Source organism: Thermobifida cellulosilytica TB100 (assembly GCF_001517975.1).
In the GTDB taxonomy this organism is placed as follows: Bacteria; Actinomycetota; Actinomycetes; order Streptosporangiales; family Streptosporangiaceae; genus Thermobifida; species Thermobifida cellulosilytica.
The window spans coordinates 151,102-168,928 of sequence record NZ_KQ950184.1; the positions used below are offsets into that span (position 1 = coordinate 151,102).

A 17,827-nucleotide genomic window follows, 5' to 3' on the forward strand; every position below is an offset into this window, starting at 1 on the left:
GGGGAAGTCGTCTACCCTCGCAATCGTGCAGTCATACCCCAAGCACTGGGAAGCGGACGTCGTGCTGACCGACGGCGGCACCGCTCACATCAGGCCGATCACTCCCGAGGACGCCACCCTGCTCCAGGAGTTCCACTCGCGCCTGTCCCCCGAGACGATCTACTACCGGTTCTTCGCGCCCTACCCCCGGCTCTCCTCCCGTGACGTGACCAGGTTCACCACGGTCGACTACGAGGACCGGGTGGCCCTGATCGCCACCATCAGCGACGCCATGGTCGCGGTGGTCCGCTACGACAAGGTCGGCCAGGACGAGGCCGAGGTCGCCTTCGTCGTCGAGGACGCCCACCAGGGCCGCGGGATCGCCTCGGTACTGCTGGAGCACATCGCCGCCGCGGCCCGGGAACGGGGAGTCCGCCGCTTCATCGCCGACGTGCTCCCCGAGAACCGGCGGATGATCAACGTGTTCCGGGAGGCGGGCTACACCGCACAGCAGACCTTCGACGAGGGCGTCATCCGGCTCACCCTCGACCTGGAGCCCACCGAGGTCTCCCTGGAGGTGATGCGCGCCCGCGAGCAGCGCGCCGAGTCGCGCTCCATCGCCCGGCTGCTCTTCCCCCAGTCCGTCGCCGTCATCGGCGCCAGCCGCACCGCGCACACCGTCGGCCAGACCGCCCTGCGCAACCTCCTCAACGGCGACTTCCGCGGACCGGTCTTCCCCGTCCACCCCGAGGCCAAGGCCGTGGCGGGAGTACGCGCCTACCCCAGCGTCCTCGACATCCCCGACCCGGTCGACCTCGCCGTTGTCGCGGTCCGCGCCGACATGGTCGCCGAGGTGGTCGACCAGTGCGCGCGCAAGGGCGTGCACGGCCTGGTCGTGGTCAGCTCCGGGTTCGGCGAGGCCGGACCCGAGGGCCGGGAGCGCCAGGAGCAGCTGGTGCTCGCCGCACGCGCCGCCGGGATGCGCGTGGTCGGCCCCAACTGCCTGGGCGTGGCCAACACCGACCCGAAGGTCTCCCTCAACGCCACCCTCTCCCCGCACCTGCCCCCGCGCGGACGCATCGGCTTCTTCTCCCAGTCCGGCGCGCTGGGCCGCGCCATCCTCGAACGCGTCGCCCAGCGCGGCATCGGTCTGTCCACCTTCGTCTCCGCGGGCAACCGCGCCGACGTCTCCGGCAACGACCTGTTGCAGTACTGGGAGGAGGACCCGGCCACCGAGGTCGTCCTCCAGTACCTGGAGTCCCTCGGCAACCCCCGCAAGTTCACCCGGCTGGCCCGGCGGCTGGCCCGGCACAAGCCCCTGGTCGTGGTCCGCAGCGGGGGCACCGTGCGCGGTGTGCCGGTGGGCCACGCCGCGGGCACGCTCAGCCTGCCCGACTACGCGGTGACCTCCCTGTTCGAGCAGTCCGGGGTGGTGCGGGTGGAGGACATCACCCAGATGTTCGACGTGGCGCAACTGTTCGCCTACCAGCCGCTGCCCCGGGGGCCCAGGGTCGGCATCATCGGCAACTCCGCCTCCCTGGAACTGCTCGTCAAGGACGCCTGCGTGCGCGCCGGGCTGAAGCCGAACGAGCCGGTGGACCTCGGCCCCAACGCCACCGACCAGGACTTCGCCGACGCGCTCGACGCGGCCCTGGCCGACGACTCGGTGCACTCGCTGGTCGTGGTGTTCATCCCCGCGCTGGCCCCCATCTCCAGCGGCGTGGCCGAGGTGCTGCGGCAGCGCTCGGCGCGCTCCACCAAGCCGATCGTCACCGCCTACCTCGGCTACCAGGGCATCCCCGAGGAGCTGCGGCTGGTCGGGGAGGACGGCGAGACCGCGCGCGGCTCCGTGCCGTCCTACCCCGCACCCGAGGACGCCGTCCGCGCGCTCGCGCACGTCACCCGCTACGCGATGTGGCGGACGCGCTCCCACGGACGCCACCCCGAACTCTCCGACATCGACAGCGCCCGCGCCCGCGCCCTGATCGCCCGGGAGCTCGCCGAGGCCGAGAAGGCCGGCACCGTCCAGGACTCGATCTGGTTCTCCAGCGAACCCCTGACCAACGAGGAGGCCACCCTCCCCGTCGAGTCCGCCCGGGAGCTGCTCGGCTACTACGGCATCAGGGTCGAGCCGTACATCCCGGTCGGCTCCGAGGACGAGGCGGCGGCCGCCGCCGAGAAGCTCGGCTACCCGGTCGTCGTCAAGGCCAACTCCCCGGACCTGCGCCTGCGCTCGGGCGGCCGCGGCATCCGCCTGGAACTGCACTCCGCCGAGGACGTGCGCACCGCCTACACCGCGCTGCACGAACGGCTCGGCGACGACGCGATGCTCGTGGTGCAGCGCATGGTCGCCCCCGGGGTGCCCACCCTCGTCCGCGCGGGGGAGGACCCCTCCTTCGGGCCGGTCGTGGCCTTCGGACTGGCCGACGCCACCGCCGAACTGCTCGACGACCGCGCCTACCGGCTCGCGCCGCTCACCGACGCCGACGCCGCCGACCTGGTCCGCGCTGTGCGCTCCTCCATGCTGCTGTTCGGCCTGCCCGCGGGCACCTCGTCGCTGTCCGAGCAGCCCGACGTGGAGGCGCTGGAGGAGGTGCTGGTCCGGGTCTCCCGCATGGTCGACGCGCTGCCCGAGGTCGCCCACGTGGACCTCGACCCGATCATCGTCAACTCCACCGGGGCCCACGTCATGGGCGCGCGGGTGTGGCTGCGCAAGGCCCCCGAGATGCGGCCCGACTTCGGCCCGCGCCGCCTGCGCGTGCCGTTCTGAACCGGGGCGTGCGCCGTCACGGCGGCCCGGGGCGCGGCTCCGGGTCCGGCGGCGGGCGCTCCGGCGGAACCGGGCCCGGAGCGGGCGGCTCCGGCACCGGCATCGGCGGCTCCGGGGGAGTCGGTCCGGGACGCTCCGGCCCCGGCGGGACCGGACCAGGGCCCGGCGGTCGGGGTGTCGGCCCCGGCGGGACCGGCGGAAACGTGGCGTCCATGACGGAGCCACTGCCCTGTTCCGGCACGGGTACACACCCCGCCCGCGCTCCGGGCCGAGATGCGTGTGGCCAGTCCGAGAGGGCAGGATGGACACATGAGGAAAACGCGTGCAGTGCCCACCGACTGGCGACTGGAGATCGAGCGCAGCGGATACTACCCGGCGCTCGTGACCGACGCCGTGGCCACCGCCCTCGGCAGCGAGACCGCCGAAGCCTTCGTGGTGCACCACGAAGCCACCTTCGACCCGGCCATGGAGGTGCGACGGCACATCAGCGTGCTGCTGCTCACCCCCACCCGGCTCATCGTCTGCCACACCGACGAGCATCCCCCGGGGGCCTCCGACGGTCGGCCGCACGCCTCCACCACCACCGATTCCATCCGGCTGACCAACATCCAGTCCGTCGCGCTGACCCGCACCGTCCCCGACCCCGCCGCCTACGTCCCCGGCACCCTGCCCAGCGAAGCCGTCCTCAGCGTCAGCCTCGCCGTGAACTGGGGCTCCATCGCCCACGTCGACCTCGAACCGGCCGCGTGCGCCGACGAGTCCTGCGAACTCGACCACGGCTACACCGGAGCGGTCACCGCCGAACCCCTCACCCTGCGGGTGAGCCAGGCCGCGGACGGTCCCGAAGCGGTCGCCCACCTGCTCGCCTTCACCCAGGCGCTGTCGGAGGCCACCGCCAGATGACGATTCCGCCACCCCCCGACTCCTCCCTGGAAGCCCCCCGCTACGGCGCGGCCTCGCTGGCCGACCTCGGACCCTCCGTCCTCGCCTCCCTGGGCGTGCCCGGCGAACCCGACGTCCTCGGCCTGCCTCCCGCCCGCCGGGCCTGCGTCCTGCTGGTCGACGGCCTGGGCTGGCACGCGCTGGCCGCCCACCGCGACCGCGCCCCCTTCCTCGCCTCCCTCGCCGCAGCCGCCGCCCCGCTCACCTCGGGCTTCCCCAGTACCACCGCGACCTCCCTGACCTCGGTGGGCACCGGGACCGCCCCGGGCCGCCACGGCGTCTTCGGCTACCAGGTGGCGCTGCCCGGCGACGGCACGGTCTTCAACCACCTGCGCTGGACCGCCGACGTCGACCCGCTCGACTGGCAGCCGCGCCGCACCGTCTACGAGCGGGCCGAGGCCGCGGGCGTGACCACCGCCTACGTCTCGGCCGCGGCCTACGAGGGCGGCGGCTTCACCCGGGCCTCCGCGCGCGGCAGCCGCTACGTCCCCGCCGACACCACCACCGAACTCGTGGTCCGCGCCGAGGCGGCCCTCACCGCCTCCGACCGCGCCTACGTCTTCGTCTACCACTCCGAGCTCGACACGCTCGGCCACCTGTACGGGGTGGACTCCCCCTACTGGCGCCACCACCTCGGCCAGGTGGACCGGCTCGCCGAGCAGCTCGCCGCCGTCCTGCCCGCCGACGCCGTCCTCTACGTCACCGCCGACCACGGCATGGTCGACACCACTCCGGACAGCCGCATCGACGTGGAGGACGACCCGGACCTCACCGCGGGGGTCCGGGTGCTCGCCGGAGAGCCCCGGGCCCGCCAGGTCTACGTGCGGCCGGGAGCCGGGGCCGACGTGCTCGCCGCCTGGCGGGAGCGGCTCGCCGGGCACGCCACCGTGGTGAGCCGCGACGAGGCCGTCGAGTCCGGCTGGTTCGGCCCGTCCGACACGGTCGACCGCGACCTGCTGGTCCGCGTCGGCGACGTCCTCGCCGTCGCCCACGGCGCCACCGCGCTGGTCGCACCGCGCCGCGAGGCGGCCGAGTCCCGGCTCGTGGGCCACCACGGCTCCCTCACCCCGCAGGAACTGTACGTGCCCCTGCTGCGCAGCGGCCCCCTCTCCGGGCTGGGCGGGCGGGGCTGATCCCCGCTGCGGCCGGGCAGCGTCGGGCTCCCCGGCCGCACCGGGCACAATGGGGGTGTGCCTTACACCGGAGACACGCACGTCGGAGGTCCCGCCGACGTGCGAGAGCTGTCTGAACTGACCATCAGCAAACTCGCGGTCGGCCCGATGGACAACAACGCCTACCTGCTGCGCTGTCGGCGTACCGGGGAGGCCATGCTCATCGACGCCGCCGACGAGGCCGACCGCCTGCTCGACCTGGTGGGCAGCGACGGCCTGGCCAGGGTGATCACCACCCACCGCCACCAGGACCACTGGCGCGCCCTCGCCGAGGTCGTCGGGGCCACCGGCGCGCGGACCGTCGCCCACCCCGCCGACGCGGGCGAGCTCCCGGTCTCCACCGACGAACCGGTGGAGCACGGCGACACCGTCCCCGTGGGGGCCTGCACGCTGTCGGTGATCCACCTGCGCGGGCACACCCCCGGCTCCATCGCGCTGCGCTACGACGACCCCGAGGGCCACACCCACCTGTTCACCGGCGACAGCCTCTTTCCCGGCGGGGTCGGCAAGACGTGGAGCGACGCGGACTTCCGCAGCCTGATCGCCGACGTGGAGGCCCGCATCTTCGACCAGTGCGCCGACGACACCTGGGTCTACCCCGGACACGGCCGGGACACCACCCTGGGGGCGGAACGCCCCAGCCTGCCCGAATGGCACGCACGCGGCTGGTGACCGCACCTCACCGCTCCTCCCGCACCCGGACGGCGCGCTCCTCCGGCCCCAGGCCGCCCCGGTCCAGGCCGGCGTCCTCGGAGGGCGGCCGCTCCGCCGCGGGGAAGTCCACGTCCGCGCCCTCCTGCCCGGGCTCGGCCTCCCGCGTCCAGACATCGGGCTCCTCCCTGGACAACGCCGTGTCCAACGGCTCCCCGGCCTCCTTGTCGGTTCCGGTGGTGCCGAACTCGTCCATCGCGACGGGCCGGTCACCGGGCAGGACGGTGTCCTCGGTGGTGTCCGCCAGCGCGGGCTGACCGGCGTCCTCGAAGTCGGAGTCCAGCGCGTGGATCGGGTCCTCCGCGCGGTCGTGAGGGGCCTCCTCCGACGGTGCGGCCTGCTCCTCCGACACCGCGCCCTCGTCGAGGTCCTCCGGAAGCACCGGGTCTGTCCTGCGGTCGTCACGCATCTCAGCCATGTCCGACCTCTACCCCCGGCGCGTCGATCATGCCCGCCGCGCGTCCGCCGCTCATCCCGCCCCGAAGCAGACGAAGCCGGCGTCGGCCAGGTGCTCGGCGACCACGGCCGCGGGCGGCACCCCCGACCGCAGCGCGCCGTGCGCGCGGACCATCGCCGCGACGGTCTCCCCGTCGGACACGGGCAGTACGCTCGCCACCACGGTGGCGCTGCCGCGGGCCAGCAGGGACGCGGCCATGCCCAGGGGGAACCCCGACACCGCGGGCGCGGAGCGGCCCGAATCGCACGAGGAGAGCACCACCACGACGGGGAGGCGGCGCACCCGCTCCAGGTCGTAGGCGAACAGCGGGCCGTCCGCGAGCCACAGTCCGGTGCACATCGGAGCGCCGTTCCACGCGAACCCGTGGGCGCTGAGGTGGGCCAGGTCGGCGCGCGCCAGACCACGCAGCACCGAACGGGAGCGGGCCCCGTCCCCCGTCAGCCGCCGCGCCCCCCGGTGCAGCCGGGCCACCGCCTCGGCCTCGGCGTCGGCCGCGGCCAGGTGCGGCCCCGCCACCACCAGCACCCGGGGCCGCTCCGACCGGAAGCGGCGCGCCCGCTCCCGGCAGCGCAGCCAGGCCCGCCCCGAGGGGGCCACGCTGACCGGGCGCCCCCGCAGCCCGGGCAGCAGCCCCCACGGGAGGGTCTGGGTGTGCCGCCCCGGCACGAGCACCAGCTCGCGGTCGCCGATCACCTCGGCCACCGGCGCCACCAGGAGCCGGTGCACCTGTTCGGCCCGTTGGGCCAGCAGGGGCGCGGTCGTGCCGCGCGGGGCGGTGGCCTGCATCCTCGCCAGGTGCTCGAAAGCGGCCACGGCGTCGGCGACCGTCCGGGAGTCGGCCAGTTCGTGCATCCTGATCTGCCCGTCCACCAGGGAGACCGCCGTCGCCGTCCCGCCCAGGTCCGAGTAGTGCACCAGGGCCCGCGAGCCGAGCCCGGAGCTCAGCCGGACCAGCAGGCTGTCGTCCTCGGGCGGCGGAGCGGGGCGGCGGCAGCACGGGTGCCACTGGTGCACGGCGAGCTCCACCTCGAGCCTGGCCAGCCGACGACCGGCCTCCGCCGCGCCCCGCCGCGCGGCGGCGTGTGCGGCACGGTAGTCGTCCAGCAGGGCCGCCCACCCCCGGTGGCGGCAGGTGCAGGGGGCGGTGACGACGGCGCGGGAACGTTCCAGGTGCAGCAGTGCGGCGGCGGCGTTGCCCGCCCGCAGTGCCGTGGCCACCTCGTGCAGCGCCTGCCTGGTCCGCAGGTGGTCGGCGTGCGCGGCCACCTCCAGGTGGGGAGTTGCCGGGCGGGGAGCCGGGGGGCCGCCCGCCGTCCGCGCCGCCCGCGGGACGCCCGCGAAGGTCTCGGTGATCTGCTCCGCCGCGCGCAGCCACGAGGAGCCGGGGCCGAAGAGCCGCCGGAGCCGGTGGACCACGGCGGTGGCCGCGGCCGTGTTGTCGCGCGCCACGGCCAGCTTCAGCGACAGCAGCTCCGCCGACGCGCGGTGGGCCCCGTCGGCGTGCGACCGGTCGAGGGAGCGGAGCAGGAGTGCCGCCTCGCGGAGCAGACCGGCGTCGGCGAGGGCGTGAGCGCGGTCCAGGGCGAGTGCGGGGTGGCGGGTCGGCGGCTCCAGCAGCGGCGCCGCGGCGTCGAAGCGTTCCATGGCCAGTGCCGTGTCGCCCCGGAACGCCGCCAGACAGCCCAGGTGCTGGGTGATGGCCGCGCCCAGCCGGGGCAGCGAGTACTGCTGGGCCAGCGCCAGTCCCTGGAACAGCGTGTCCTCGGCCTCGCCCGGCCGTCCGGCGTGCAGCAGGGCCAGCCCGCGGCGGCACAGCAGCCCGGGGAGCAGCCGGGGGTCGGAGGCGGCGCGGAAGGTCGGCTCCGCTCTGGTGAAGGCGTCGATGGCGGCGTCGAAGCGGCCGCTCCGGCAGGCCGCCACCCCCCGGGCCGCGAGGGCCAGCGTGGAGTCGGGCAAGGAGGACCGCGCCGACGCGGCCTCCTCGGCCGGATCGGCCATGACGGCGCCGCGGACCGCCGCGCTCAGCCGCCGGAGGGCCTCCGCCTCGGCAGGCCCGAGCTCGTAGGAGGCCGGACCGCTCACCCGCAGGGCAGACGCCCGGGTCCGCGGGTCGACGGGACCGGCCAGCAGCCGGTCGGCGCGCTGCTGCGCCTCGGCGGGGGCGCGTGCCACCAGTGAGACGGACAGGGGACCGGTGGGCCGGTGCGGGGCCGCCATGCGTTATCGCCTTCCGTGGGGGATTCGGTCGGAGGAATAACGGGGAAACGGGTACGGTGCGTCACCCGGAGAAACGGACAGCCGAAGTGTTCCGTCTTTCCGAAAACAGCACACCAATTAATAGCAGCCCCATCCGAAAAAGGCGAGAAGGGTGGAAGAACGTCCCATTTTCTGGAATCGTTAAGTATTTTTCGGAAAACGGACGGTTGATTACCGGTGTAGCGTTGTGGGCGTTTTGCGGGGCTGGTGCCGGGTCACAGCACGGTCCACGGCACCATCAGCGCCGGACCGGTCGCCTCCTCGGGGGAGCAGACCAGGCTGACCGGCCCCCGGGGCACGAAACGCACCACGAACGCGCCGCCCCGGTCGCTGGCGTGCCGCGACACCCCCTCGGCATGCCGCAGTTCCACGCTGAAACGGCGCGCGGGGACGAACTGCCCCGCCAGGTCGAAGACGTCGCCGCGCACCGTGACGTGCAGGTGCAGTTCCGAATCCGCCGCGGCGAAGGAGAGCATCCGGGGACCCGACCCCGGCACTTTGCGCAGCCCCGGAGCGGGGCCGTCCGCCGAGTCCGACAGCAGTTCGGCCAGCAGCGCGTCGGGGCGGCGCACCCGATAGGCGGCCCGGGCCGCGGCCAGCACCCGCTCGGGCGGGCGCTCCTCGGGAACCGAGTCCTCGTTCACCTGTCCTCCCCGCGTTTGAGCAGACGGTGCAGCCGCCTGCGGACCCGGCGCCGTACCCGCAGGAGCTCCTTGACGGTCACCCCAGCCAGGCGGGCCGCCTCGGAGGGCCGGAGGTCGGGGCGGTACAGGTCCACCCCGGCCACCTCGCGCTCCGGGGAGTCCAACTGCGCCAGTGCGGAGCGCACCCGGTCCACGTCCTCGGCCGCCAGGCTGAGCGACTCCGGCGTGCGGTAGTCCGGGCTGTCCAGGTCCTCCACCGGAAACGGCTGGACCCGGCCGTGGGTCCGCATGTGGCGGCGGCACTCGTTGCGGGTCACCGTGGCCAGCCACGACCCCAGGCGTTCGGGATCGCGCAGCCGGGTCAGGTACTCGGCGAGATTGCACAGCACCGTCTGGGTGATGTCCTGCGCGTCGTGGAAGTGGAGGGAGTGTGAACGCGCGATCCCCCAGACCAACCCCGAGTACCGGTCCAGCAGGGCCTCCCAGGCGGCCTCGTCGTTGTGGACGGCACGCCGGACGAGTTCCTTGACACAAGCAGCCTTACGGGTCTGGCCACCCAAGGGCACCCCCAGTAAAATCACACATCCGGCCACGCCTGGAGAAACACGGTAACCGCCGGGACCGCGGGATGTGGACCTTTTGGCATTTTCGGTCTTCGACAACCTGGTGCTGTTGAGGTACATGGGACACAATGGAAAGAGGAGAAGACCCATGACGGACATCTCCTCTGGGTGTACGAGGGCGTCGGGGAAGCGCACTCGTTCGTATCAGGAGGTTCGGTGTCCGCACGTGGCGTCTTGTACGTCCACTCCGCGCCCGCGGCGCTGTGTCCCCACGTCGAGTGGGCCGTCGCGGGCGTTGTTGGCGTACCTGTGAAACTGGACTGGCAACCGCAGCCGGCAGCTCCCAACACCTACCGAGCAGAACTCAACTGGCAGGGAGCGCCCGGGTTGTCCGGCGCGATCGCCTCGGCCCTACAGGGCTGGCAGCGGCTGCGCTACGAGATCACCGAGGACGCCACCCCGGGCTGTGACGGGGTGCGGTACAGCTACACCCCCAGCCTCGGGTTCTTCAGCGCCGTGATGAGCGCCTCGGGCGAGGTGATGGTCACGGAGGCCCGCCTGCGCGACGCCATGCAGCGAGCCGCCGCACACGGACTCGACCTCGCCGAGGAGATCGACAAGCTGCTGGGGCGCGCCTGGGACGAGGAGCTGGAGCCGTTCCGCTACGCGGGGGACGGCGCTCCGGTGCGCTGGCTGCACGCCACCGGCTAGCAGTCCCCTCCGGTGCGCCGGGAGGCCCCGGCGGCTGCGGCGTGCTGCGGTCCCCCGGCCGGGCAGACCGCGTCAGTCCCCGTCGGAGCGGTCCCGCCTGCGCTTTCCGGAGCCGGACACGGCGTTGGCCGCGGTGACGACCAGCATGAACCCCAGCGGCCACACGGGCCAGAAGGGCAGCAGCTCCCCGGCCGCCACACTGGTGACCGTCCAGATCCCGATCAGGACGACCGCGATCCCCGCGAACCCGCGCCACGGCTCCAGGCGGTCCCGCCACGGCCGCGCCGGGGGGTGGGCCGCCCCGACTTCGGCGAGGTCCACCGGGGCGTCCGCCGCGCCGGGAACCGGGGGCAGGTCCTGGGTCAGCCGGGCGAGTTCCCCCATGGTCTTGGCGTTCATCGCCGCGGAGAGCCGCTCGTCGTATTCGGTCAGGTCCAAACGCCCCTCCGAAAGGGCGAGGGCCAGCCGTTCGGCGGTCGCGTCCCGGTCGGCGTCCGAGGCGCGCAGCCGCTCCGCGGGAAGGTGCTCGTCGTCCATGTCCGCCCTCATTCCTGTCCGTAAACCAGCTTAGGGACGCGCCCGGACGGGAGGCCAGCCGGGGGAGGCCGCAGAGCAGTGTGGCGGCCGGTCAGCGAGCGACGTGTTCCACCGCTTCTCCCGCGGGCGCGCGTACTCCCCTCGGTCCTTGGACGGATGTCAGCGGCTGCGGGATTCATCGTTGGGCCACACGGCCGCGGCCAGCAGGATGGCCGCCCAGACACCCAGCGGGATCAGGGGCCAGAAGGGCAGCAGCGTCCCGCCGATGATGCTGGTGACCCCCCAGATGCTGCTCATGATGATCGCGCCGCCCAGCCACCACCGCCACTCGTCGAGCCACTCCTTCCAGGGCGAGGAGGAGGCGGGAGCGGGGGCGCGGGTCCCGGCCGGGACCACCTGGTCGCGGTCGGGCTCGGGAAGGTCGGCGACCAGTGGCAGCAGGTCGCCGACGAACACGGCGTTCATGGCGAGCGTCAGCCTGCGGTCGTACTCGGCCAGGTCGAGACGGCCTTCGGTCAGTGCGACCGCGAGACGCTCGGCGACGGCGTCCCGGTCGGCGTCCGAGGCGCGCAGCCGCTTCGGCGGCACACGGTCTTCGTCCTGCATCCCCTTTTCCCCCTTCGCGCGACCGACGGGGTCTCCCTCACGATACGTCGGGATGCCCGTGGAGAACAGCAGTCCGGGTCGCCCGCGTCGCCCGTGGGACCGGTGTTCCGGGGCGGCCGGAGCACCGGCGGAGGAGGCTATCCCCCGGACACGGGGCCGCCCTCCAGCACCCGGTCGAGCAGAGCGGCGAGGTCGCGCGTCCCGGTGTGGCGGTGGGCACGGATGCCCAGCCGCGCGGCGGCGCGCACGTTCTCCTCCCGGTCGTCGACGAAGAGGGTCTCGCCGGGCTCGGCGCCGAGCTCCCGCAGCACGTGCCCGTACACCGCCGGATCGGGCTTGCACAGCCCGATCTCGCAACTGAAGAACAGGGCGTCGAAGCCGTGCAGCAGCGGTGCGGACCGCAGCACGGCGGCGAGGTCGTGCGGGGCGTTGGACAGCAGCGCCAGCCGGGTCGGCCCGGCGGCCAGCCGGGCGACCAGGGCGGCGACCCCGGGATCGGGCAGCAGCCAGCCGCCCATGTCGGTGGCCCACAGCTCCTGTCGCACCGCGGGCGGCCACGACACGCCGAGTCGGGCGCCGACGCGGTCCCAGTACTCGTGGGCGCTGATCCCCGAGTCGTAGGCGCGCCGCTCCCCCCAGTAGGCGTCCCAGAACTCCTCCGCGGGCGCGGTGCTCAGTTCCACCAGGCGGGCGCGGACCGCCGCGGGCGGCGGTACCGACACCACCTCGCCGTAGTCGAGGACCACTGTGGTGACGGGGGAGAGGGGCTCTGCCCCGGGCAGCGGCGTCACGTCGTCTCCTCCTGTTCGGCAGGTGCAGGCGGCGGAGGACGACCCTGCCCCGCGGCGCGGCCGGAGGAGCGGGCCGCTCCGCGGAGCGGCCCGGGCGCCGTGCGGGTCAGGGCACCTCGTAGGTCGGGACGATCATGCCCCGGCCCAGCGTGTGGAAGAACAGGTTGAACCCGAGGACGGCGGGCGGCGTCGACTCGTCGAGCCCGAGGCTCTCCACGTCCACGGCGTGGACGACGAAGAAGTAGCGGTGCGGGCCGTGCCCCGACGGCGGGGCCGCGCCGACGAACCGCCGGCTGCCGGCGTCGTTGCGCAGCGTCACCGCCCCGGGGGGCAGGCCCGAGCCGTCCTCCCCGCCCGCGCCGGTGGCCAGTTCGGTGACCCCCACCGGGATGTCGCACACCGCCCAGTGCCAGAACCCGCTGGCCGTGGGCGCGTCGGGGTCGAAGCAGGTCACCGCGAAGCTCCGCGTCCCCTCGGGGAAGCCGCTCCACGCCAGGTGCGGGGAGACGTCCTCCCCGCCGGCCCCCATCACTCCGCTGACGTGCGCTTTGGCCAGCGGTTTGCCGTCGGAGACGTCGTTGCTGGTGACGGTGAAGGAGGGGACCTGCGGCAGGAAGTCGTAGGGAGACGGCGGTCGGGCCATGAAAACCTCCAGACGGTCGTTTGCGGGCGTCTGCCCCCTTACCCAGGCCAGTATGGTCGGAGCCGGCGCGGTCCGCCGCGTTTCCGCCCGCCCGACCGCCGCGGCGCAGCAGAGCGGGCAGAAAAGTGAAACAGGACACCATTGCTGTCGGAGGCCGGAAAACCACCAGCGGCCCCGGTTCCCCGAGGGGAACCAGGGCCGCTGCACAGAACGACTGGTGGGCGATACTGGGATTGAACCAGTGACCTCTACCGTGTCAAGGTAGCGCTCTCCCACTGAGCTAATCGCCCCGGTAGCCGGGATTTCAGAGGTGGAGACGGGATTTGAACCCGTGTGGACGGCTTTGCAGGCCGCTGCCTCGCCTCTCGGCCACTCCACCGGATAAAACAGACGGCGGGAAAGCCATACCGTCGGTCTCCGAGCGGACGACGGGATTCGAACCCGCGACCCTCACCTTGGCAAGGTGATGCTCTACCAACTGAGCCACGTCCGCGCGACGCTCGGTGCCTTGCCGGACTCCCGGTTCCGCACCGTCGTGCATTAAGAACTGTAGCGGAATCTGGCGAGACAGCAAATCGACATACGTCCTCCGGGCCCCGGAGAGGCCGTCCGACCCGGCCGGACACCGGTGTCGCACGGGAGGCGGCCGGGCCGGGGGGATATAAGGGAGACGTGCGACGACACGGCGATCCCGGCACGGCGCGGACGGGGAACGGACGGCACGGGGCGGCCCTGCCCTGGCCGGTGGCGCGAGAGACGGCCCGGTCGCTGGGGCGGCGGTGCGGCCCCGGCGAACCGCGCTGGGAGCCGCTGGCCGACGCCCTGGGCGGGGTGCTCGCCGAGGACCTGCGGGCGCGGATCGCCGCCCCCGCCTACGACGCGGCGGCCATGGACGGCTACGCGGTCTGCGGGGCCGGGCCCTGGACGGTCCGCGGGCGCGTGCTGGCCGGCCAGCCGCACGGCATCGTGCTCTCGGCCGGACAGGCCGTGGAGGTCGCCACCGGGGCGCGGGTGCCGGAGCGGACCGACGCCGTGCTCCCCTACGAGCAGGCCCGGCGCGACGCCGACACGCTCACCGGAACCGTGCGGCCCGGCCGCCACGTGCGGCGCCGCGGCGAGGAGACCGCCGAGGGCGCGACCGTGCTGCCTGCCGGGACCGTGGTCACCCCCGCGGTGCTCGGGCTGGCCGCGAGCCTGGCCCACGACCGCCTGCCCGTCCACCGGCCCCGGGTGCGCGCCGTGGTCAGCGGCGACGAGCTCGTCCGCACGGGGGTGCCCGGCCCCGGAGCGGTGCGCGACGCCATCGGCCCGGTGCTGCCCGGCCTGGTGGCCGCGGGCGGCGGCGTGCTCACCTCGCTGCGCTGCATCCCCGACGGCTTCGGCGCGCTGGTCTCGGCGCTGGCCGACGGCGACGGCGAGTCGGTGGTCGTGGTCTGCGGCGCCTCCTCGGCCGGGCCCGCCGACCACCTGCGCGGTGCGCTCGCCGAGCTGGGGGCCGAGGTCCTGGTGGACGGCGTGCGCTGCCGCCCCGGGCATCCGCAGTTGCTCGCCCGGCTGGGCGGGGCGCAGCGGCCCGGCCCCGTGGTGGTGGGACTGCCCGGCAACCCGGGCGCGGCCCTGGTCGCCGGACTGACCCTGCTGCTCCCGCTGCTGCGCGCCATGACCGGCCGGGCCGAGGTCGAGCCGGGCCGCACCGCCCGCTGCCGTCTCGACGGGCAGGTGAGCGTGCACGAGCACGACACCCGGCTGGTCGCGGTCCGGGTCGTCGGCGACCGCGCCCGCCCCGTGGGGCACGACCGCCCGGCCTCGCTGCGCGGCGCCGCCGCGGCCGACGCGCTGGCCGTGCTGCCGCCCGGCTGGACCGGGGGCGACGTCGAGGTGCTCTGGCTGCCGGGGTGAGAGCCGAGGGCGCTACCCGTCCGCCGCCAGCGCCGAGGAGGCGAGCTGCGCGGCCTTCTCCACCAGGACCTCGGGGGAGTCGGCGACGTCCAGCATCGTGCCCGCCTCGTCCGGTTCCAGCGGTTCCAGGGCCGAGAGCTGGGAGTCCAGCAGCCCTGCGGGCATGAAGTGGCCGCGGCGGCTGCGCAGCCGCTCGGCGATGAGGTCGGCGGAGCCGTGCAGGTGGACGAAGAAGACCCCGGGGGCGCCGCCGCGCAGGATGTCGCGGTAGGAGCGGCGCAGCGCCGAGCAGGCCAGCACCGAGGACTCGCCGTGCCGCTCCCGCTCGCCGAGCCAGGCCGCCAGCGTCCGCAGCCAGGGGAGGCGGTCGGCGTCGGTCAACGGGATGCCGTTCGACATCTTGGCGATGTTGGCCGCGGGGTGGAAGTCGTCGGCGTCTGCGAACGGCAGCCCCAGCCGCTCGGCGACCCCGCGCGCCACGGTGGTCTTTCCGCTTCCGGAGATCCCCATGAACACGAAATGCATGCCCGCTCCCTCGGTCGAGGCCGCCCGCACCGGCGCGGCTCCGCAGGGTGGCACAGCGGGCGCGGTTGCGCAAGGCCCGCGGGCCGCAGCGCGCAGCTCCGGTCCGACCGGGCCGTGCGACCTCCTATGCTGATGACCTTGTTGCCCATCACGACTGAGGGGAAGGCCCCCATGGCGCTTGAGCGTCCCGAGATCGACTTCATCGACGGCCCGCCGCCGGCCGACCTGGAGATCACCGACATCACCGTCGGGGACGGTGCGCAGGCCGTGCACGGCTCCGTGGTCAGCGTCCACTACGTGGGTGTGGCCCACTCCACCGGCGAGGAGTTCGACGCCTCCTGGAACCGCGGGGAACCGCTGCGCTTCCCCCTGGGCGCGGGGCACGTCATCGCGGGCTGGGACCAGGGCGTGCTGGGCATGCGTGTGGGCGGTCGGCGCAAGCTGGTGATCCCGCCGCGCCTGGGGTACGGCGCCCGCGGCGTGGGCGGGGTCATCAAGCCCAACGAGACCCTGGTCTTCGTCGTCGACCTGCTCGGCGTGGACTGAGCCGGGTCGAGGCCTGCGCGGCAGGCCGGGGTGCGGGGACGGCGGACGAGAGCGGTCCTCGCACCCCGGGCCGGACAGGGACACGGAAACGCCGAAGGGGCTTCCTCCGCGGAGGAAGCCCCTTCGGCGTTTCCGTTCTGGTGGGCGATACTGGGATTGAACCAGTGACCTCTACCGTGTCAAGGTAGCGCTCTCCCACTGAGCTAATCGCCCGAGATCCTGCTGCGATCTCTGCCGCGAGCGGACGACGGGATTCGAACCCGCGACCCTCACCTTGGCAAGGTGATGCTCTACCAACTGAGCCACGTCCGCGTGGTGCGCAAAGCCCCACATCTGGTGGAGTACCCGGAGGTACTTCGAGCGGACGACGGGATTCGAACCCGCGACCCTCACCTTGGCAAGGTGATGCTCTACCAACTGAGCCACGTCCGCGCGGCAGAGACTCCGTCCCCGGAGGGGGTGTCTCCTGCTGCGGTAAGAACTGTAGCGGATTCCCGCGGTCCCACAAACTCGGCGGCGCCGGACGCGCCGTCCGGTCGGCGAGGACGGAGCGCCGACCGGACGGACGGTTCACTGTGCGGTGGGGTCGGGGGGCAGCGGGATGTCCGGCCGGGGAGGCGCGGCCAGGTACTGGCCGACGCGCTGGATGACCATGTTCATCTCGTAGGCGACCATGCCGACGTCGCACTCGGAGTCGGCGAGTACGGCCATACAGGCTCCTTCGCCGGCTGCGGCGACGAAGAGGAACGCCCGGTCCATCTCGATGATGCTCTGTCGCACGTTTCCGGAGCCGAAGCGCCGACTCGCCCCCCCGGCCAGGCTCTGCAACCCGGAGGCGATGGCGGACAACTGCTCGGCGTCGGAACGGGCCAGCTTGCTCGACGAGGCCATCAGCAGGCCGTCGGTGGACAGCACGATCGCGTGGTGCGTGCCCTCCGCTCGGGTGAGGAGGTCGTCGAGCAGCCAGCTCAGTTCGCCAGGGGCGGTGCTCCGTGAGGTCATGGCTCTCTTGATCTGTGTCGTCGTGTGGGAATGGACGGACCGGAACCGGGTCGGGGATCGGCGGTCACCGGCGGATGGTTGTCAGTAGTCCTACGAGCGTTGCCCAGATGATAGCCATTTGTGATGTGTTTGGGGATTCGGTGAGGTCGTCGCTGTGCAGGAGGGTGGACGGGCGCCCCACACGAATCGGTACGGTACCCCCTGCCCCCGTGTCCCGGACAGGTCCGGCCGGAGCCGGTCACACCTGTTGACGGCGGTCCGGTTGCGTGGTGGGGCAGAACGGGGACCTGCAGGAGGAGGGGAAGGGGAGAGGCATGAAGATCTGGATCTCCGGGGCCGGCTACGGCTCCGGTCGCGTGGTGGACGAGAGCGAGGCGCGGCTTCCGGCGCTCGACCACGGCATCACTGTCGGCGACGGGGTCTTCGAGACGGTCAAGTCGGTGGGCGGCCAGGCGTTCGCGCTCACCCGTCACCTGCGCAGGCTGGCCCGGTCGGCGCACGGCCTGGGCCTGGGGGAGATCGACCTCGACCTCGTCCGCGAGGGGGTGCGCCGGGCGCTGGAGGCCAACCCGGACACCGACCCCAGCCGGGTGCGCATCACCGTGACGGGGGGACCGGGGCCGCTGGGCTCCGAACGCACCGGCCGGGAGCTGACCGTCATGGTGGCCGTGGGGCCGTTCCCCCGGCCCGCGCCGACGGTGGACGTGGCCGTGGTGCCCTGGACCCGCAACGAGAACGGCGCGCTGAGCGGTCTGAAGACGACCTCCTACGCGGAGAACGTGCTCGCCCTCGACTACGCGCGCCGCCGGGGCGCCGGCGAGGCGCTCTTCGCCAACACCGCGGGCAACCTGTGCGAGGGCACGGGGAGCAACGTCTTCGTGGTCCTGGGCGGTCGGCTCCTCACCCCGCCGCTGTCGGCGGGGCCGCTCGCGGGGATCACCCGGGAGCTGGTGCTGGAGTGGGTCGGCGGTGAGGAGGAGGACGTGCCGATGGCGGCGCTGCCGGGGGGGTGGGGAGGGGCGCGGGGGGGGGGAGGGGGTAGATTTTGGGGGTCGGCGCAGCAGTCAAAAAAA

Annotated in this window: 18 protein-coding genes and 6 tRNA genes; 8 read left to right on the top strand and 16 right to left on the bottom strand. The window is 73.6% G+C overall.

What is annotated here, in order from left to right; translation table 11 throughout:
* Positions 1-25: 25 nt before the first annotated feature.
* The 4 genes from AC529_RS15220 (at position 26) to AC529_RS15235 (ending at position 5,535) form a co-directional block, all read left to right on the top strand.
* Entirely contained in the window at positions 26-2,749 is a 2,724-nt protein-coding gene (locus AC529_RS15220) for a bifunctional acetate--CoA ligase family protein/GNAT family N-acetyltransferase (protein WP_068757865.1), read from the top strand.
* A 309-nt stretch (positions 2,750-3,058) separates the two neighbouring features.
* Entirely contained in the window at positions 3,059-3,652 is a 594-nt protein-coding gene (locus AC529_RS15225) for a DUF5998 family protein (RefSeq protein ID WP_083948302.1), read from the top strand.
* Positions 3,649-4,824 carry an alkaline phosphatase family protein gene (locus AC529_RS15230; RefSeq protein ID WP_068757869.1) on the top strand — a complete coding sequence of 392 codons (1,176 nt, stop codon included), beginning with the start codon at positions 3,649-3,651 and terminating at the stop codon, positions 4,822-4,824. The genes AC529_RS15225 and AC529_RS15230 overlap by 4 nt, the downstream gene beginning before the upstream one ends.
* Before the next feature lie 57 nt (positions 4,825-4,881).
* Positions 4,882-5,535 carry an MBL fold metallo-hydrolase gene (locus AC529_RS15235; protein ID WP_068757870.1) on the top strand — a complete coding sequence of 218 codons (654 nt, stop codon included), beginning with the start codon at positions 4,882-4,884 and terminating at the stop codon, positions 5,533-5,535.
* A 7-nt stretch (positions 5,536-5,542) separates the two neighbouring features.
* Here the strand turns inward: AC529_RS15235 and AC529_RS15240 are convergent, their stop codons facing one another.
* The 4 genes from AC529_RS15240 to AC529_RS15255 form a co-directional block, all read right to left on the bottom strand.
* On the bottom strand, positions 5,543-5,992 hold the full coding sequence (locus AC529_RS15240; RefSeq protein ID WP_068757872.1) for a hypothetical protein: 450 nt from the start codon (positions 5,990-5,992) through the stop codon (positions 5,543-5,545).
* A 51-nt stretch (positions 5,993-6,043) separates the two neighbouring features.
* Positions 6,044-8,248: a CHAT domain-containing protein gene (locus AC529_RS15245; RefSeq protein ID WP_068757876.1), complete on the bottom strand. Its 2,205-nt coding sequence runs from the start codon at positions 8,246-8,248 to the stop codon at positions 6,044-6,046.
* Between the two features lie 254 nt (positions 8,249-8,502).
* Positions 8,503-8,931 (bottom strand): hypothetical protein, encoded by a 429-nt coding sequence (locus AC529_RS15250; protein WP_068757878.1) that lies wholly within the window; start codon positions 8,929-8,931, stop codon positions 8,503-8,505.
* Complete coding sequence (locus AC529_RS15255; RefSeq protein WP_068757879.1) at positions 8,928-9,497, bottom strand: RNA polymerase sigma factor; 570 nt, start codon at positions 9,495-9,497, stop codon at positions 8,928-8,930. The genes AC529_RS15250 and AC529_RS15255 overlap by 4 nt, the downstream gene beginning before the upstream one ends.
* Positions 9,498-9,710: 213 nt before the next feature.
* On the opposite strand from AC529_RS15255, the gene AC529_RS15260 reads away from it, so the two are divergent.
* On the top strand, positions 9,711-10,205 hold the full coding sequence (locus AC529_RS15260; protein WP_068757880.1) for a DUF3145 domain-containing protein: 495 nt from the start codon (positions 9,711-9,713) through the stop codon (positions 10,203-10,205).
* Positions 10,206-10,277: 72 nt separating this feature from the next.
* Here AC529_RS15260 and AC529_RS15265 read toward each other — a convergent pair whose 3' ends face one another.
* The 7 genes from AC529_RS15265 to AC529_RS15295 all read right to left on the bottom strand — a co-directional run bounded on the left by AC529_RS15265 (position 10,278) and on the right by AC529_RS15295 (position 13,275).
* A complete protein-coding gene (locus AC529_RS15265; RefSeq protein WP_068757882.1) occupies positions 10,278-10,742 on the bottom strand; it encodes a DUF1707 SHOCT-like domain-containing protein in 465 nt (154 codons plus the stop codon).
* Between the two features lie 159 nt (positions 10,743-10,901).
* The gene (locus AC529_RS15270) at positions 10,902-11,348 is read right to left on the bottom strand and encodes a DUF1707 SHOCT-like domain-containing protein (RefSeq protein WP_068757884.1); all 447 of its coding nucleotides are present in this window, start codon (positions 11,346-11,348) and stop codon (positions 10,902-10,904) included.
* A gap of 137 nt (positions 11,349-11,485) precedes the next feature.
* On the bottom strand, positions 11,486-12,139 hold the full coding sequence (locus AC529_RS15275) for an HAD family hydrolase (protein WP_068757886.1): 654 nt from the start codon (positions 12,137-12,139) through the stop codon (positions 11,486-11,488).
* Positions 12,140-12,245: 106 nt separating this feature from the next.
* On the bottom strand, positions 12,246-12,782 hold the full coding sequence (locus tag AC529_RS15280; protein ID WP_068757888.1) for a YbhB/YbcL family Raf kinase inhibitor-like protein: 537 nt from the start codon (positions 12,780-12,782) through the stop codon (positions 12,246-12,248).
* Between the two features lie 215 nt (positions 12,783-12,997).
* A tRNA-Val gene (locus AC529_RS15285) sits at positions 12,998-13,072 on the bottom strand.
* 18 nt (positions 13,073-13,090) lie between these two features.
* Positions 13,091-13,161 (bottom strand) — tRNA-Cys (locus AC529_RS15290).
* 41 nt (positions 13,162-13,202) lie between these two features.
* Positions 13,203-13,275 (bottom strand) — tRNA-Gly (locus AC529_RS15295).
* A gap of 179 nt (positions 13,276-13,454) precedes the next feature.
* On the opposite strand from AC529_RS15295, the gene AC529_RS21190 reads away from it, so the two are divergent.
* Positions 13,455-14,681: a molybdopterin molybdotransferase MoeA gene (locus tag AC529_RS21190; protein WP_083948304.1), complete on the top strand. Its 1,227-nt coding sequence runs from the start codon at positions 13,455-13,457 to the stop codon at positions 14,679-14,681.
* Positions 14,682-14,693: 12 nt separating this feature from the next.
* Here the strand turns inward: AC529_RS21190 and AC529_RS15305 are convergent, their stop codons facing one another.
* Positions 14,694-15,206 (bottom strand): gluconokinase, encoded by a 513-nt coding sequence (locus tag AC529_RS15305; RefSeq protein ID WP_068758068.1) that lies wholly within the window; start codon positions 15,204-15,206, stop codon positions 14,694-14,696.
* A 171-nt stretch (positions 15,207-15,377) separates the two neighbouring features.
* Between AC529_RS15305 and AC529_RS15310 the strand changes: the two genes are divergently transcribed.
* Complete coding sequence (locus tag AC529_RS15310) at positions 15,378-15,752, top strand: FKBP-type peptidyl-prolyl cis-trans isomerase (RefSeq protein ID WP_068757890.1); 375 nt, start codon at positions 15,378-15,380, stop codon at positions 15,750-15,752.
* A 138-nt stretch (positions 15,753-15,890) separates the two neighbouring features.
* Here the strand turns inward: AC529_RS15310 and AC529_RS15315 are convergent.
* From AC529_RS15315 to AC529_RS15330, 4 genes are all read right to left on the bottom strand, one after another.
* Positions 15,891-15,965 (bottom strand) — tRNA-Val (locus tag AC529_RS15315).
* 26 nt (positions 15,966-15,991) lie between these two features.
* Positions 15,992-16,064 (bottom strand) — tRNA-Gly (locus AC529_RS15320).
* A 47-nt stretch (positions 16,065-16,111) separates the two neighbouring features.
* Positions 16,112-16,184, bottom strand: a tRNA-Gly gene (locus AC529_RS15325).
* Positions 16,185-16,322: 138 nt separating this feature from the next.
* Positions 16,323-16,754, bottom strand: a complete 432-nt coding sequence (locus AC529_RS15330) for a roadblock/LC7 domain-containing protein (RefSeq protein ID WP_068757891.1) — start codon at positions 16,752-16,754, stop codon at positions 16,323-16,325.
* Positions 16,755-17,068: 314 nt separating this feature from the next.
* Here AC529_RS15330 and AC529_RS15335 point away from each other — a divergent pair.
* A partial coding sequence (locus AC529_RS15335) for an aminotransferase class IV (protein ID WP_083948306.1) occupies positions 17,069-17,827 on the top strand: 759 nt, incomplete at its 3' end.

Bases quoted from the DNA above. Each gene is read 5' to 3' on its own strand.
- AC529_RS15225 (WP_083948302.1), top strand. From the start codon at position 3,059: ATGAGGAAAACGCGTGCAGTGCCCACCGACTGGCGACTGGAGATCGAG.
- AC529_RS15230 (WP_068757869.1), top strand. From the start codon at position 3,649: ATGACGATTCCGCCACCCCCCGACTCCTCCCTGGAAGCCCCCCGCTAC.
- AC529_RS15240 (WP_068757872.1), bottom strand. From the start codon at position 5,992: ATGGCTGAGATGCGTGACGACCGCAGGACAGACCCGGTGCTTCCGGAG.
- AC529_RS15245 (WP_068757876.1), bottom strand. From the start codon at position 8,248: ATGGCGGCCCCGCACCGGCCCACCGGTCCCCTGTCCGTCTCACTGGTG.
- AC529_RS15265 (WP_068757882.1), bottom strand. From the start codon at position 10,742: ATGGACGACGAGCACCTTCCCGCGGAGCGGCTGCGCGCCTCGGACGCC.
- AC529_RS15270 (WP_068757884.1), bottom strand. From the start codon at position 11,348: ATGCAGGACGAAGACCGTGTGCCGCCGAAGCGGCTGCGCGCCTCGGAC.
- AC529_RS15280 (WP_068757888.1), bottom strand. From the start codon at position 12,782: ATGGCCCGACCGCCGTCTCCCTACGACTTCCTGCCGCAGGTCCCCTCC.
- AC529_RS15305 (WP_068758068.1), bottom strand. From the start codon at position 15,206: ATGCATTTCGTGTTCATGGGGATCTCCGGAAGCGGAAAGACCACCGTG.
- AC529_RS15310 (WP_068757890.1), top strand. From the start codon at position 15,378: ATGGCGCTTGAGCGTCCCGAGATCGACTTCATCGACGGCCCGCCGCCG.
- AC529_RS15330 (WP_068757891.1), bottom strand. From the start codon at position 16,754: ATGACCTCACGGAGCACCGCCCCTGGCGAACTGAGCTGGCTGCTCGAC.